This is a genomic window from Streptomyces sp. NPDC014891 (assembly GCF_043081085.1).
GTDB lineage: Bacteria > Actinomycetota > Actinomycetes > Streptomycetales > Streptomycetaceae > Streptomyces.
The window spans coordinates 442,753-457,251 of the sequence record NZ_JBIBWF010000002.1; the positions used below are offsets into that span (position 1 = coordinate 442,753).

General features: G+C 71.6%; 7 protein-coding genes. 2 read left to right on the forward strand and 5 right to left on the reverse strand.

Annotated elements, in window-relative coordinates:
* Window positions 1–124: 124 nt before the first annotated feature.
* Both ACF09E_RS06625 and ACF09E_RS06630 read right to left on the reverse strand, forming a co-directional pair.
* Window positions 125–916 carry a TIGR03936 family radical SAM-associated protein gene (locus ACF09E_RS06625; protein WP_392204167.1) on the reverse strand — a complete coding sequence of 264 codons (792 nt, stop codon included), beginning with the start codon at window positions 914–916 and terminating at the stop codon, window positions 125–127.
* Between the two features lie 133 nt (window positions 917–1,049).
* Window positions 1,050–2,192, reverse strand: a complete 1,143-nt coding sequence (locus ACF09E_RS06630; RefSeq protein ID WP_392204168.1) for a hypothetical protein — start codon at window positions 2,190–2,192, stop codon at window positions 1,050–1,052.
* Window positions 2,193–2,416: 224 nt separating this feature from the next.
* Between ACF09E_RS06630 and ACF09E_RS06635 the strand changes: the two genes are divergently transcribed.
* Window positions 2,417–4,393 (forward strand): glycosyltransferase, encoded by a 1,977-nt coding sequence (locus ACF09E_RS06635; RefSeq protein ID WP_392204169.1) that lies wholly within the window; start codon window positions 2,417–2,419, stop codon window positions 4,391–4,393.
* A 100-nt stretch (window positions 4,394–4,493) separates the two neighbouring features.
* On the opposite strand, the gene ACF09E_RS06640 is transcribed toward ACF09E_RS06635, so the two are convergent.
* Window positions 4,494–8,105 (reverse strand): CDP-glycerol glycerophosphotransferase family protein, encoded by a 3,612-nt coding sequence (locus ACF09E_RS06640; RefSeq protein WP_392204170.1) that lies wholly within the window; start codon window positions 8,103–8,105, stop codon window positions 4,494–4,496.
* A gap of 417 nt (window positions 8,106–8,522) precedes the next feature.
* On the opposite strand from ACF09E_RS06640, the gene ACF09E_RS06645 reads away from it, so the two are divergent.
* Entirely contained in the window at window positions 8,523–10,835 is a 2,313-nt protein-coding gene (locus ACF09E_RS06645; RefSeq protein ID WP_392204171.1) for a CDP-glycerol glycerophosphotransferase family protein, read from the forward strand.
* 121 nt (window positions 10,836–10,956) lie between these two features.
* Here ACF09E_RS06645 and ACF09E_RS06650 read toward each other — a convergent pair whose 3' ends face one another.
* On the reverse strand, window positions 10,957–12,885 hold the full coding sequence (locus ACF09E_RS06650) for a TIGR03960 family B12-binding radical SAM protein (protein ID WP_392204172.1): 1,929 nt from the start codon (window positions 12,883–12,885) through the stop codon (window positions 10,957–10,959).
* 52 nt (window positions 12,886–12,937) lie between these two features.
* On the reverse strand, window positions 12,938–14,464 hold the full coding sequence (locus ACF09E_RS06655) for a CHAD domain-containing protein (RefSeq protein ID WP_392204173.1): 1,527 nt from the start codon (window positions 14,462–14,464) through the stop codon (window positions 12,938–12,940).
* Between the last annotated feature and the right edge of the window lie 35 nt (window positions 14,465–14,499).

Genomic DNA, 14,499 nt, shown 5'->3' on the forward strand with positions numbered 1-14,499 from the left:
CTCTGTGTCTGGCTCGCCGGTTCCGTCCGCACGGTGCGGACGGCCTGGCGAAAGTCTCCTGGTCAGTGCGCTGCCCGACCCAGGTGGCTCCCGAGTACCAGGGCGGCGCTACGACGACCGCTCCCTACGCGGTGCCGGTACCCGGCGCCGTCGCTGAGGCGGTCGCGGCGGCCGTGGTTGATGCGGCCTTGACTGCCTCGCGGTCGGGCGCGAGCGGGTCGGTCACCGTGCCGGACTCCTCGTCGAAGAGCCCCTGCGCCAGCCTGGTCACCGCTGCGGGGACCGGCGGCGCCAGGTCGGCCACGGCTCGGAGACCGGACAGGACGTCGTCGGGTCGTACGGCAGGTGTCACGTGCCGAACAACCAGCCGCAGTATCGCACAGGCGCTGTCCAGCGGCCTATCACCCTGGGGATCGCCCTGGGGAGCGGCTGCCGTCAGCCCGGTGACCGCGGAGCGCGCGTCGAAGGTGCGGACGCCGTTCTTGGTCTTGCGCTGTACTTCCACGGTCTCGGCCGCGAGAAACGCGTCGGCGGCCTTCTCGGCGGCCTCGCGGGTGACGCCCTCCAGGCGCAGCTCCCAGACGGAGGCGGTGAGCCGGTCGGCGAGGCCCGAGGTCCGGGCCTCGACGGCGTCGGTGATGTCGAGGCCGGCCGGGAGGGACTCGTCGAGCAGGACCCGCAGGGTCTCGGGGTCGCGCGTCTCGGTGAGGGCGATCTCCAGGTACTCGGCCTCGGAGCCCGTACCCGTGGGGGCGGCGTTGGCGTACGACACCTTGGGGTGCGGGGTGAAGCCGGCCGAGTACGCCATGGGCACCTCGGCACGGCGCAGCGCGCGCTCGAAGGCGCGCTGGAAGTCACGGTGACTGGTGAACCGGAGGCGGCCGCGCTTGGTGTAGCGCAGTCGGATGCGCTGCACCGCCGGTGCGGGCGGCGGGCCTTCGGGCTGTCGCTTGCCCAGTGGTTCTTCTCCTCGGTGCGGGGCGGGCGCGGGGGGCGCGCCGCCCTCGAATGTACGGGGGCTCTCTCGGGGGCAGCCGGCTCGTCCCCCCTTACGGGGAGATCTCGGACTCGGCCGCCGCGCCGGGAACGGTCTGTCGTGATGCAGCACCTCCCAGGTTACGCGCCCGACCCGGGACGGCGGGCACGGGCTCGGGCTCCCGGGGCCCGCCGAAGAGCGCGCGCCAGGCGTCGCGGCGGGCGGCGGTCACGGTCGCGCGGGCGGCGGCGAGGGCGGCGGACACCGCCCGGCCGGCCTCGGCGGCGGCCTTCCGGGCGGGTCGCCACAGGGCGTCGCGGACGAGGTGTCCGACCGGGGTGCAGACGCTGCGGTAGAACCAGGCGGCGGGTCGGCCGATCAGGTTGTGCGCGAGCAGCCGCAGGACGCGGCCGACGGCGCGGGAGACGTGTCCGGCGACGCGCCAGGCGACCGTGAGCGCGTCGACGAGTTCGCGGCCGAGCACGGCGAGGATCCGTCCGAGGGGGGCGAGGACGGCGCGGTACAGGAGGACGGCGGGGGTGACGAGGAGGGTCCGCAGCAGCCACCCGGCGCCCCGGGCGAGGAGCAGAAGGCCGCGGCCGAGCAGGACGAGGGCCTTCCCGGCTCCCCTGGCGAGCAGGGCGAGGCCGTGGCCGAGCGGGGTGAGGACCCAGCGGTACGTCCCGGCCGCGACGGGCACGGCCACGTACCGCCACAGGGCGGCCCACGGCCGGACGAGCAGGGCGCGGAGCAGCGCTCCGGTGCCGTGGCCGAGCGGGGTGAGCAGCCGGGTGTACGCCCAGGCCGTGCCGCGGGCGAGACCGCGGCCGAGGGGTGCGAGGAGGGTCCGGTACAGCCAGGCCGCCGGGGTCGCGACGCCGTGGACGGCGAGCGGCACGACCAGGTGGCGCCAGAGCAGGATCCAGGGACGGAGGAGGAGGGTCCTGAGCAGCCACCGGCAGGCGGTGACGAGGCCTTGGGCCGTCAGGGCGACGGCCCGGGCCACGGGGGTGAGGACGTGGGCTCGGCACCAGCCGAGCGCGCGGCCCAGCGGGCGGAACGTCCTGCGCAGGAACGCGCCGGCCAGGACGAGCGCGTCCCAGGCGAGGCGCAGGGGGACGACGAGGACCAGCACCACGATCCGTACGGGGATTCTGACGGCCGCCGTGAGGCAGCCCTCGGGCTCCGCCGGCCGGGCTGCTTTCTCCGGATGCATGTGCGGGGAGACGCAGGGGGGCCACCCGTGGTTTCGTCCGGGTCCATCCGGGGTTCGCCCGCGGCGGCGCGGCCCGGGCGCCCCGGTAACCGGACGGACGGGCACCGCCTGTGGGGACGGCCCCGTAGCCTGAGTCCGTACGTCCGTCCCGCATACCCCCCGACACGCTGAGGCTTGGTATGAAAATATCCTTTCTTCTGGTCGATCGCTGCCACATCGGAGGCGTGGTCAGCGCGATCCACAACCTGGCCAAGGCACTCGCGGACCACCACGAGGTCGAGCTCGTCTCCCTGCGCCGCAACCGCGACCAGGCGTTCTTCCCCCTCGACCCCCGGGTGAAGACCCTCGCGCTCAGCGACATGCGGAAGCACTCGCACACCTACGACGGCGACGACCCGATGATCGAGGCGTTCCCGCACATCTACCCGAACGAGCCCACGGACAAGAAGCCGTGGATCAGCCGCCTGGCGGAGCGGCGCCTGATGGAGTACCTGGCCACCACCGACGCCGACGTCGTGGTCAGCAACAACCCCAAGATCACCATCATGCTGGCCTACGCGGACCGCGACTTCCTCAAGGTCGCCATGGAGCACTCGCGCCCCGCCCAGTACGGCCCGCACATCCGGGACGCCCTCTTCCGGGACGCGTACCCGAAGATGGACGCCATCACCGCGCCGACCCCGGACGAGTGCGGCACCATCTCCCGGGTCGTCCCCGGCGTGAGCCACCTGCTCTCCCCCATGCCCAACTGCATCCCGGCCCACGAGGGCCAGATGTCCACCGGCGACAACAAGATCGTCGTCACGGCCGGCCTGCTCAAGCCGCACAAGGGCTTCGACGACCTCATCGAGGCCTTCTCCTCCGTGGCACCGCGCCACCCGGACTGGAGCCTGCGGATCTACGGCTCCGGCCCCGAGCACGGCAAGCTGCGCAAGAAGATCAACGACTCGGGCAGCAACAACCAGGTCTTCCTCATGGGCCCCGCCACCCCGGTCACCCCGGAGTTCGCCAAGGCCTCCGTCTTCGTCCTCCCCTCGCGGCTGGAGGCCTTCGGCAACGTCACGGTCGAGGCGATGGCGGCCGGACTGCCGGTGGTCGCGTACGACGCACCGCACGGTCCGCGCAACATCATCACGCAGGGCGAGGACGGCTACGTCGTGCCGCTCGGCGACAAGAAGGCGCTCGCCGAGCACATCGAGAAGCTGATCTCCGACGAGGACCTGCGCCGGAAGATGGCGGCCGCCGCGGTGGCGAACGTGGTCCGCTTCCAGGAGGCCGCGACCGTCGCCCGCTTCGAGCAGCTCGTCGAGACCATGCGCGCCCGCCGGGCCGTCCCCCGCTCGGCCGCCGCCGTGGTCACCCCGCAGGGCGACGTCCGGGTCCGGGTCGAGGGGCTGCCCGCGGGCAGCGACGCCGAGCTGGTCTGCAAGGACATCCGCAAGAAGGCCGACGAGGTCGTCCTCCCCTTCATCGGCGGCGAGGCCCTGATCGGCTCCGTCGGCAAGCTCGTCGAGGGCGACTGGGAGCTGGCCATCCGTTCCGCAGGCTTCGACCTGCCGCTGCGCTCGGCCGGCTGCGACACCCTCCACATGCTGGCGCTGCAGCGGCCCCGCACCGAGGGCCCCGCCCTGTCCCTGCTGCTCCCGCACGGCCACACGGACGGCACCCTGCGGGTGCAGAGCCGGGTGCGCGCCCAGCACGTCGAGGTCGCCGCCCTGAACGTGGGCGCCACCGAGATCGTCGTCGACGCCGCCGCCTGGGGCGTCGAGCCCGGCAAGGGCAGCGTGATCGAGGCCGTCCACCGCAAGCAGGCCGACAAGAACTTCAGCGTCCCGGTCGAGGCCGGCGCCGACGGCCGCTTCACGGCCTCCCTGGACAACGCCGCCGCGGCCCGCCTCCACGAGCCCGGCGGGGAGGACATCTGGGACCTCTGGCTGCTGCCGGACCGCGAATCCGCCCGGATCCGCGTCTGCAAGCTGGCCACGGACGTGCTCACCCCGATGAACGTCTTCACCTACCCGTACCCGGTGGTGAACGGTTCCGGCGCTCCGGTCGCGCCCGCGCAGCCCAAGGCGAAGAGCGGCTGGCGCGGCCGCCTGTCCGCGTCCGTCCCCGCGGCCGTCACCGGTGCCAAGCACGAACTCCGCCCGTACTTCTCCAGCAACGGCCAGCTCTCGCTGAAGATCATCGACAAGAAGTGACCGGCGGGCGCCGGGCGCCCCGCCCCGCGCACGACGGAGCCCCGGCCCGCAGGGAGACCTGCGGGCCGGGGCTCTTCCGTACGGCCCGGGGAGGCGCCGACTAGAGCGGCGCGCCCTCCTCGGCGATCTTGAACATCAGGTCGGCGAGACGGGCCGAGGCGTGGCCGTCGTCCAGGTCGCAGAACTGGTGGTGGAACTCGTCGTACTTCTCCTGGTACTCGGCCGCCACGTCGTCGATCTCGCGGATCGCGCGGAGCAGGTCGTCGGAGTTGTCGACCAGCGGGCCCGGCGCGTCGTTCTCGAAGTCGAAGTAGAACCCGCGGAGCTTGTCGCGGTAGTGCTCCAGGTCGTACGTGAAGAACAGCATCGGACGACGCAGGTGCGCGTAGTCGAACATGACCGAGGAGTAGTCCGTGATCATGATGTCGGCGGCGACGTAGAGGTCCGCGATGTCCGGGTACTCGGAGACGTCGTAGACGAAGCCGTTCCCGGCGCCGGGGATGCTGTCCACGATGTTGGAGTGGCGCCGGATGAGGAAGACGTGGTCGTCCCCGAGGCGGCGACGGGCGTCCTCCAGGTCGACCCGGAGGTCGAACTTGAACTGGCCGCGGCTGTGCGACAGGTCGTCGCGCCAGGTCGGCGCGTAGAGCACGACCTTCTTGCCCTCGGGCAGGCCCAGCTTCTCCCGCACCTCGCGGGCCCGCTCGTCGCGGTCCTCGGCGTACAGGTAGTCGTTGCGCGGGTAGCCCGTCTCGGCGATCAGGCCGTTGTAGCCCATGGCGCGCTTCAGGATGGGGGTGCTGAAGCGGTTCGACGAGACGAGGATGTTCCAGTTCGCCGCCTCCTGGACCAGCCGCTCGTGGTAGTTCGGGTCGAACTTCGGCGCGTCGATGTCCAGGCCGATCTTCTTCAGCATCGTGCCGTGCCAGGCCTGCACGATCACCTGGCCCTCGCGCCGCTTGATCCAGTGCGGGAGGTGGGCGTTGGTGACGATGTAGCGCGAGCGCGCGAGCGCCTCGTACCAGTCGCGGCCCTGGAACTTGACGGCCTTGACGGTGTCGGGGAGCTCGACCTGGCCGTCCCGGACCAGCCACAGGTGCTCGACGTCCGCACCCCGGCGGAGCAGCTCCTCGTGGACGGCGCGCGGGCTGTCCGAGTACTGCTTGCCGTTGTAGCTGATGTACAGCACCGAGTCGCGCAGCGGCAGTTCGCGGCCGGCCTCGTAGACCTCCTGGCGCAGCTGGTACTGGCGGTTCGCGCCCTTCTCCATGGCCGTGAGGTCGGTCATGCAGTTGAGCTGCGGGTGGTCCTGCCAGTGCACCTCCAGCTGGTACTCGCGGCCGTTGTGCGTGCCCTCCAGCGGGAACTGGGTCGCGGCGAGGCGGTCCACGACGAGCGGGATCGACGGCTCGTCGCCCGAACCGTCGAGGCGGAACACCCAGCGGCCGGCCTTCAGCGGCAGCCGGCCGCCGGAGCCCGACATCGTGGAGGGACGGAAGGAGACCTCGAAGCCGCCGTCCGGGAGGGCGGTCAGCGGGACCGTCTTCTCGTCGAAGCGGTTCTTGGCGCTGACCACCAGGTGGTGGCCCGACAGGTCGACGGCGGCGACGCCGCGGATCGTGAAGGTGCCCTCGGACTCCGAGATACCGGTGATCTTGGCGCGCAGCGGGCGGCCGGAGAACTTCAGGTAGCCGTTGGCGCCGGAGAGGACGGCGACCTCGTTCAGCGGGGCGTCCTCGCCGAAGGATTCGGGCAGCCGGACCTGGAGGTCCTCCAGGCCGTCCCGGACGACGACCCGGACCTTGCGCGGCTCCTCCTTCGAGGGCTCCGCGATCTCGACCTGGGTGCTCCAGTTGCGGCGCATCAGCTTCGCCGGGTCGGCGCCGCCGGCGGCGCGGGCCTCGGCGGTGTCCAGGTGCTCCGGCAGCAGGGCGATGTCGCGCAGCGGCACGCGGACCCGCAGCGGAGTGCGGCCGCCGGAGGCCAGCAGGGTCTCGACGGGGTACTCGAGCTCCTCGCCGCTGTTCTGGTTGCTGACCCGGAAGAGGATCTCGGTGCCGGGTGCGACGGTCTCGCGGAGGTCGGCCTCCAGGAGGATGGCGTCGCCGTCCTGCTCGAAGCCGGTGACCAGGACGGGGACCTTCTCGATGCGCAGCTTGAGGGCCGCGCGCCGCATCTCCGGGACCATCCGGTAGTTCTCGTCGAGCCACTGGTAGGGCGGGTAGGTGAGCCGGTCGGAGCCGTACGAGTGCACCGAGCGGGAGCGCACCAGACCGCCGGACAGCACGCGCATGCCGACGTGCCAGAGGCCTTCCTGCCAGCCGTCGCCCTTGCGGAACCGGGCCGGGTCGATGACCGTCTCCCAGCCGGCCCAGTCAAAGCTGTGACCGCGTCCCTTGTGGCCGGAGCCGGTGGTGGCCTCGGGGTTGAAGACGTTGCCCAGGGGCACCAGCATGCGGCGCTGGGTACCGTCCTTCTTCAGCTGCAGCAGCTTCACGACGCTGCGCTTGCCGGTCTGGTCGACGTGGTCGATCCAGGCGTGGCCGGCCAGCCGCAGCTTGCCGTCCTCCCAGGACAGCTCCTTCAGCGGGGAGCGCAGCTGGAGGTCCCGGTCGACGCGCAGGACCTTCTTGGGCACCAGGTCCCCGTGGGACTCCAGCGAGGGGTACTTGGCGTACTTGCGGATGACGCCGCCGAGCTCGACGGGCTCGCCGAGCCGCTCCGCCTCGATGAACTCGAGGATCTCGGTCATCGCGTGCTTGCGGACGAGCAGCCACTTGACGCGGAGCGCGGTGGGCAGACGGTCGAGGGTCTTGAGGTCGACCTGGTCGAGGTACTTGTTCGCCACACGGAGGAACTCGGTGCGGTACTCCTCGTCGCCGTCGGGCAGCACGTTGAGGAAGATGCGCAGGTCGCCGGTGAGGACGGTGTGGTCGTACTCACGCTTGAGCGAGTCGGCGAGGGGCTCCTTCTGCTCGGCGAAGAAGCGGCTGACGGACTCCACGGCGGACGCGCGGTCGCGGGCGGCCTTGGGCTCGTTGCGGCGCTGGGTGATCGAGGGGCTGGCCTCGCCCTCGCGCAGGCGCCAGTAGTACGTGGCCTGGCTGATGATGTCGACGGACTCGGCGAGGTACTGGGCCGGCACGATGACCGGGGTGTCCTCGTACAGGACGCCCTCGGGGAAGCGGAACGCGTGGCGCTCCCAGAAGTCGCGGCGGAAGATCTTGTTGCAGGCGATCCGGTCCGTGAGGAGCTGGCGCTTCTTGCTGACGTGCGTCCGCTTGACCGCGCCCCGGGAGAGGAACCGGTGCATCGGGGACTGCCACACCTTGGTCGAGTTGATGTGCTCGACGTTGCCGGTGGCGAAGGAGGAGCCGGTCTCGTCCAGGCTGCTGATCATCATCCGGTAGGCGTCCGGCGGGATCATGTCGTCGCTGTCGACGAACGCCAGGAACTCGCTCTCCGGGGCAAGGCTGTCGAGGCCCGTGTTGCGGGCGGCACCCAGGCCGGCGTTCTCCTTGCGTATGAGCCGGAAGCGGGAGTCCTTGGCCGCGAACTCCGCGGCTATCGCGTGGGACTCGTCCGTGGAGCCGTCGTCGATCATGAGGACTTCCAGGTCCTGGAAGGTCTGCACGGCCAACGAGTTGAGGCAGGCGGGCAGGTACTGCGCCACGTTGTAGATCGGGACGATGACGCTGAGCCGGGGTGCCATGTAGTTCTGCGTTCCTTTCCGTTTCAGACCCGCTCGACGAACGCGAGCGCCTGAGGATGACGGGGCGTGCTCTTCGTTTCTCCTGCGGACCGACGAGGACGTCTCCGTCCTCCGGGAAAAACCCGCCCAGCCCTCGGCAAGACCTGGTTCCGCTCGGCCTAGACGACTCTGCGGCGACCCCCCGGCCGCCGCAGCGCTCCAGAATAGTCGATCCGTACCACAGCGGTTTTCCCGCCGTTGTGTCCGGCATCACCCCCGCGACGCCATACCACCGATCGGACAGAGGGTCCCGCAGGGGGTGAAAACGGCGCTGACGTGGGCGGGAGCGGTGCCGAGGCGGCCGCCCGCGCTCCGGAGGCCGCGGAAGCGCTCCTGTCATACTTCATCTGAGCGGTTCGACTGAGGAGACGACAAGGCATGCCGGCTGCAGCTACCCCCAGATTCAGCGTGATCATCCCTGTCTACGGGGTCGAGGGCTACATCCGTGAGTGCCTCGAGTCGGTGACGTCCCAGGGTTACGAGAACTTCGAGGTCATCGCCGTCGACGACTGCTCGCTCGACAGCAGCGGCGCCATCGTCGACGAGTTCGCGGCCCGCGACCCGCGGGTGCGCGCCGTCCACCGCGCCGAGAACGGCGGCATCGGCGCCGCCCGGAACACCGGCGTGGAGCACGCCCGCGGCGACTACCTGCTCTTCATCGACGGCGACGACTCGATCCGCCCCGGCTCCCTGCAGGCCATGGCCGACCGCCTGGACGCCGCCGAGGACCCCGAGATCCTGCTGTTCGACCACGTCCGCACCCATGTGGACGGCAGCGTCGAGGCCAGCAAGACCGGCCCGTACCTGGCCGCGATCCGCGACCGGGTGGTCCGCCCGGTCGACGAGCTCGAACTGCTGCGGATCTTCGCCGTGGTGTGGAACCGCGTCTACCGCCGCGACTTCTTCACGGGCGAGGGCTACACCTTCACCGACGGCCTCTACGAGGACGCGCTCATGGTCTACACGACCATGGCCGCCGCCGAGCGGGTCGCGGGCCTGGAGTACGTGGTCGTCGAGTACCGCCAGCGCCGCCAGGGCAGCTCGATGCGGAGCAGCTCCCCGCGCAAGCACTTCGTGATCTTCGACCAGTACCAGCGGGTCTTCGACTACCTGGAGGGCCGCCCCGGCCTCGACGCGTACCGCCGGCTCGTCTTCGAGCGGATGGTCGCGCACTTCCTCTTCACCTTCGCCCGTGGCTTCCGAATACCCCGCAGCCACCGGCGCGCCTACCTGAAGCAGGCCGGCAAGACCTACCGCCGGAACGAGCCCGCGGGCTTCACCCCGCCGCCCGGCATGCTCGGCCTGAAGTTCAAGGTGATGCGGACCGGTTCGTACGCCGCGTTCGAGGCCCTCAAGACGGTGAACGGCACCCGGGAGACGGCCTTCGGCGCCCTCGGCCGCACGAAGCGCTGGGGCGGCCGCAAGGCCCTCCGCGCCTACTACGGGGTGCAGCGCCGCCTCCCCCTGGACGAGAACCTCGCCGTCTACTCGGCCTACTGGGGCCGCACCCCCGGCTGCAACCCGCTCGCGGTGCACGAGGCCGCCAAGAAGCTCGCGCCCGCCCTGCGCGGCGTGTGGGTCGTGAACCAGGCGCACGCGGGCGGCGTGCCGGCCGGTCTGACCCGGATCGCCCCGGCGACCTTCGGCTACTGGAAGGCGCTGGCCCGGGCCAAGTACCTGGTCAACAACGTGAACTTCCCGGACTCGGTGGTCAAGCGGCCCGGGCAGGTGCACCTGCAGACCCACCACGGCACCCCGCTCAAGCGGATGGGCCTCGACCAGCAGCAGTACCCGGCCGTCGCCCGGAGCATGGACTTCGACAAGCTCCTGGAGCGCGTGGACCGCTGGGACTGGAGCGTCTCGTCGAACCTGCACTCCACCGAGCACTGGGAGCGGGTCTACCCGGCCGCCTTCCAGACCCTGAACACCGGCTACCCGCGCAACGACGTCTACTACCGGGCCACCGCCGCGGACGTCCGCCGGATCCGGGGGGAACTCGGCATCGGGCAGGGCAGGAAGGCGGTCCTGTACGCCCCCACCGTGCGCGACCACCAGAAGGACGCGTTCGTCCCGCGCCTCGACTTCGCCCGCTTCGCCCGCGAACTCGGCCCGGACTTCGTCCTGCTGGTCCGCGCGCACTACTTCTACGGCGGCGACCCGGAGCTGAACGCCCTCGCCGAGCGGGGCGCGCTGATCGACGTGTCGGGGCACCCGTCGGTGGAGGAGCTCTGCCTGGCGTCGGACGCGCTGATCACCGACTACTCGTCGATCATGTTCGACTACGCCAACCTCGACCGGCCGATCGTGACGTACGCCGACGACTGGGAGATGTACCGCACCTGCCGCGGTGTGACCTTCGACCTGCTCTCCGGCGAGCCGGGCGACACTCCCGGTGTGATCACCACCACCGAGGACGAGCTGATCGAGGCCTTCCGCGGCGGCGCCTGGGAGGGCGAGCCGGCCGCGGCCCTGCGGCAGGCCTTCCGGGAGCGGTTCTGCTCCTGGGACGACGGTTTCGCCGCCGAGCGGGTGGTCCGCCGGGTCTTCCTCGGCGAGGAGCGCCTGCGGCCGGCCGTGGTTCCCGTGGCCGAGCGCACCCCGGCCCCGTCACCGCGGGTGGCCGAGGCGTCGGTGCCGCGTCAGGCGCAGGCGGACGCGGACACGCGCGCGGTGGCGAGGGCCGACCACTAGCGGCGAGCGGCCCGGCGGCCGGTCCCCTCGGGGCCGGCCGCGGGTCGTGCGGACGAGAGAGGCGCCCGGAGCGGGTTCGCTCCGGGCGCCTCTTCGTCGGTCCCGCGCGCGGGACCGGGGGCTACTTCACGACCGTCAGCGGCAGCAGCTTCTTGCCGGTGGGGCCGATCTGGATCTGCGTGTCCATCTGCGGGCAGACGCCGCAGTCGAAGCACGGGGTCCAGCGGCAGTCCTCGACCTCGGTCTCGTCGAGGGCGTCCTGCCAGTCCTCCCAGAGCCAGTCCTTGTCGAGACCGGAGTCCAGGTGGTCCCAGGGCAGGACCTCCTCGTAGGTGCGCTCACGGGTCGTGTACCAGGCGACGTCCAGGCCGACCTCGGGGAGCGTCTTCTCGGCGCAGGCCATCCAGCGGTCGTACGAGAAGTGCTCGCGCCAGCCGTCGAAGCGGCCGCCGTCCTCGTAGACGGCGCGGATGACGGCGCCGATGCGGCGGTCGCCGCGGGACAGGAGTCCCTCGACGATGCCGGGCTTGCCGTCGTGGTAGCGGAAGCCGATCGAGCGGCCGTACTTCTTGTCGCCGCGGATCTTGTCGCGGAGCTTGCGGAGCCGCTCGTCCGTCTCCTCGGCCGACAGCTGCGGGGCCCACTGGAACGGGGTGTGCGGCTTGGGCACGAATCCGCCGATGGAGACGGTGCAGCGGATGTCGTTCTGGCCGGAGACCTTGCGGCCCTCGGCGATCACGTTCATCGCCATGTCGGCGATCTGGAGGACGTCCTCGTCGGTCTCCGTCGGCAGGCCGCACATGAAGTACAGCTTCACCTGGCGCCAGCCGTTGCCGTAGGCGGTGGAGACGGTCCGGATGAGGTCCTCCTCCGAGACCATCTTGTTGATGACCTTGCGCATGCGCTCGGAGCCGCCCTCGGGGGCGAAGGTGAGACCGGAGCGGCGGCCGTTCCGGGTCAGCTCGTTGGCCAGGTCGACGTTGAAGGCGTCGACACGGGTGGACGGGAGGGACAGGCCCACCTTGTCCTCCGTGTACCGGTCGGCGAGGCCCTTGGCGATGTCGCCGATCTCGGTGTGGTCGGCCGAGGACAGCGAGAGGAGGCCGACCTCCTCGAAGCCCGTCGCCTTGAGGCCCTTCTCGACCATCTCGCCGATGCCGGTGATGCTTCGCTCCCGCACGGGGCGCGTGATCATGCCGGCCTGGCAGAAGCGGCAGCCGCGGGTGCAGCCGCGGAAGATCTCGACGGACATGCGCTCGTGGACGGTCTCCGCGAGCGGCACGAGGGGCTGCTTGGGGTACGGCCACTCGTCGAGGTCCATGACGGTGTGCTTGGAGACGCGCCACGGCACGCCGGACCTGTTGGGCACGACGCGGCCGATGCGGCCGTCCGGCAGGTACTCCACGTCGTAGAACCGGGGGACGTACACCGAGCCGGTCCTGGCGAGGCGGAAGAGGACCTCCTCGCGGCCGCCCGGCCTGCCCTCGGCCTTCCAGGCGCGGATGATCTCGGTCATGTCGAGGACGGCCTGCTCGCCGTCGCCGATGATCGCCGCGTCGATGAACTCCGCGATCGGCTCGGGGTTGAAGGCCGCGTGGCCGCCCGCGAGGACGATCGGGTGGTCGACGGTCCGGTCCTTCGACTCCAGCGGGATGCCGGCCAGGTCGAGGGCGGTGAGCATGTTCGTGTAGCCGAGCTCCGTGGAGAAGCTCAGGCCGAACACGTCGAACGCGCCGACGGGGCGGTGGCTGTCGACCGTGAACTGCGGGACATCGTGCTCCCGCATCAGCTCTTCGAGGTCCGGCCAGACGCTGTAGGTGCGCTCGGCGAGGACGCCCTCCCGCTCGTTGAGCACCTCGTAGAGGATCATGACGCCCTGGTTGGGCAGACCGACCTCGTACGCGTCCGGGTACATCAGCGCCCAGCGGACATCGGCGGACTCCCACGGCTTGACCGTGGAGTTCAGCTCTCCACCGACGTACTGAATCGGCTTCTGCACGTGCGGGAGCAGAGCTTCGAGCTGCGGGAAGACAGACTCGGCAGCAGACATCTCGAACCTTCGTGAGCTGGCAGGGGGGCGACTCTCAAGCGTACCCCGGTGCTCAGCGGGTCAGGGACGCCAGGAGTTCCGGGGCCGAGGCCCGGGCCCAGGCCTCGGGGAGCCGGCGCTCGGCGTCCGCGGCGGCGGCTTCCTCGCGGCCGAAGAGAAGTCCCCAGGTGAAGGCGGATTCGCCGGCTCCGTGGGCGACGGCCGCGAGCTCGCGCAGGGCCTCGCGGGTGACGACCGCGTCCTGGTGCTCGCCGAGCAGGCTCTGGACGGCCTTCACCCGCTTGGCGAGCCGCTTGGCGGACTTCCCGAGGGTCGGGCGGGCGGCCTCGGCCGCGTAGCGGGCCCGTTTGGCGGCCTTGCGGGCCTCGTGGAGGGCGAGGTCCCGCTCGTGCCCGGGGTCGAGGCCGAGGGCGTGCCCGATCCGGTCGCCGAGCCGGTCGTGGTCCTTGCGGACGGCGCGGGCGAGGACCTCCCGGGCGTCCCCGGCGGCGTCCGCGCGCAGCGGCGGGTCGGCGAGGAGCGCGTCGAGGCTGCCGAGGAGGGCGAGGTGGCGTGCGGAGTCGAGGGCGGCGAGGGCCTGGCGCCGGGCGCTCCGGCCGAGCGCGGCGTCGCGGCGGCGCAGCCGGGCCTTGACGGGGCCGAGGACCAGGGTGCGGGGCAGCGCGCCGATGCGGGCGCGCAGCCGTTCGTCGAGGACCTCCTGGTCGCGGGCGACGCCGAGTTCTCCGGCGAGCCACTTCAGCTCCTCGCCGAGGGGGTCGGTGACCTCGCGGTCGAGGACCTTCCGGTAGGTCTTGAAGGCGCTGCGCAGCCGGCGGCAGGCGACGCGCAGCTGGTGGACGGCGTCGGGCAGGTCGCGCCTGACGGCGGGGTCGTACGTGACGATCGCCTCGACCTGTTCCCGTACGTAGGCGAGGACGGCGGCGCCGGCGGTGCCGGGTCCGCCGGCCGCGTCGGTGGCGGCGGCGTCCTCCTGGGGGCCGGCGCCGGTCTCGGCGAGCGCACGCGACAGCTTCGACGGGGAGTCGGAGGGGTGGATGCCGGCCTTCCTGAGGCGCTTCTCGACGGCGTCGAGGACGGCCGGGTCGGTGTCGTCGGCGAGTTCGACCTCGATCTCGGTCCAGGCGGCCTCTCCTCCGCCGGTGAGGCCCTCGGCGCGGACGGCGTCCACGGAGACCTCGGCGAGGACGGTGCCGTCGCGGTCCCGGAGGTGGCGGACGTCCCGGGAGGAGCGGAGGCGGACGACGGGGACGACCTCGCCGTCCCGGACCCGGGAGCGCAGGAGCCCCGCCAGGGACCGCGGGAGCGTGTCCGAGAGCGGGGCTCTGATCTCGTCGCGGATGCCGGGGGCGACGGGGAACTTGAGGTGCCAGCCGGCGTCCGCGCCGCCGGTGCGGCGGCGCAGGGTGAGCGCGTCGGCGGCGAGCCGCAGGTCGGGGGTGTCGTAGTAGACGGCGTCGAGTTCGGTGACGCCCTCGTCGCTGACCGAGGCCACCCCGGTCGCCCGGGTCAGGTCCGGGAGGCCGGTCCGGGGGGTGGCTTCGTACTTCCGCTCGATCTCTCGCTTCGTGTCCGCCATGCATCGAATCTAGACGGGATGCGCACTCCGCGGGA

Coding starts and splice junctions, on each gene's coding strand:
- ACF09E_RS06630 (WP_392204168.1), bottom strand. CDS start 2,192: ATGCATCCGGAGAAAGCAGCCCGGCCGGCGGAGCCCGAGGGCTGCCTC.
- ACF09E_RS06640 (WP_392204170.1), bottom strand. CDS start 8,105: ATGGCACCCCGGCTCAGCGTCATCGTCCCGATCTACAACGTGGCGCAG.
- ACF09E_RS06655 (WP_392204173.1), bottom strand. CDS start 14,464: ATGGCGGACACGAAGCGAGAGATCGAGCGGAAGTACGAAGCCACCCCC.
- ACF09E_RS06645 (WP_392204171.1), top strand. CDS start 8,523: ATGCCGGCTGCAGCTACCCCCAGATTCAGCGTGATCATCCCTGTCTAC.
- ACF09E_RS06650 (WP_392204172.1), bottom strand. CDS start 12,885: ATGTCTGCTGCCGAGTCTGTCTTCCCGCAGCTCGAAGCTCTGCTCCCG.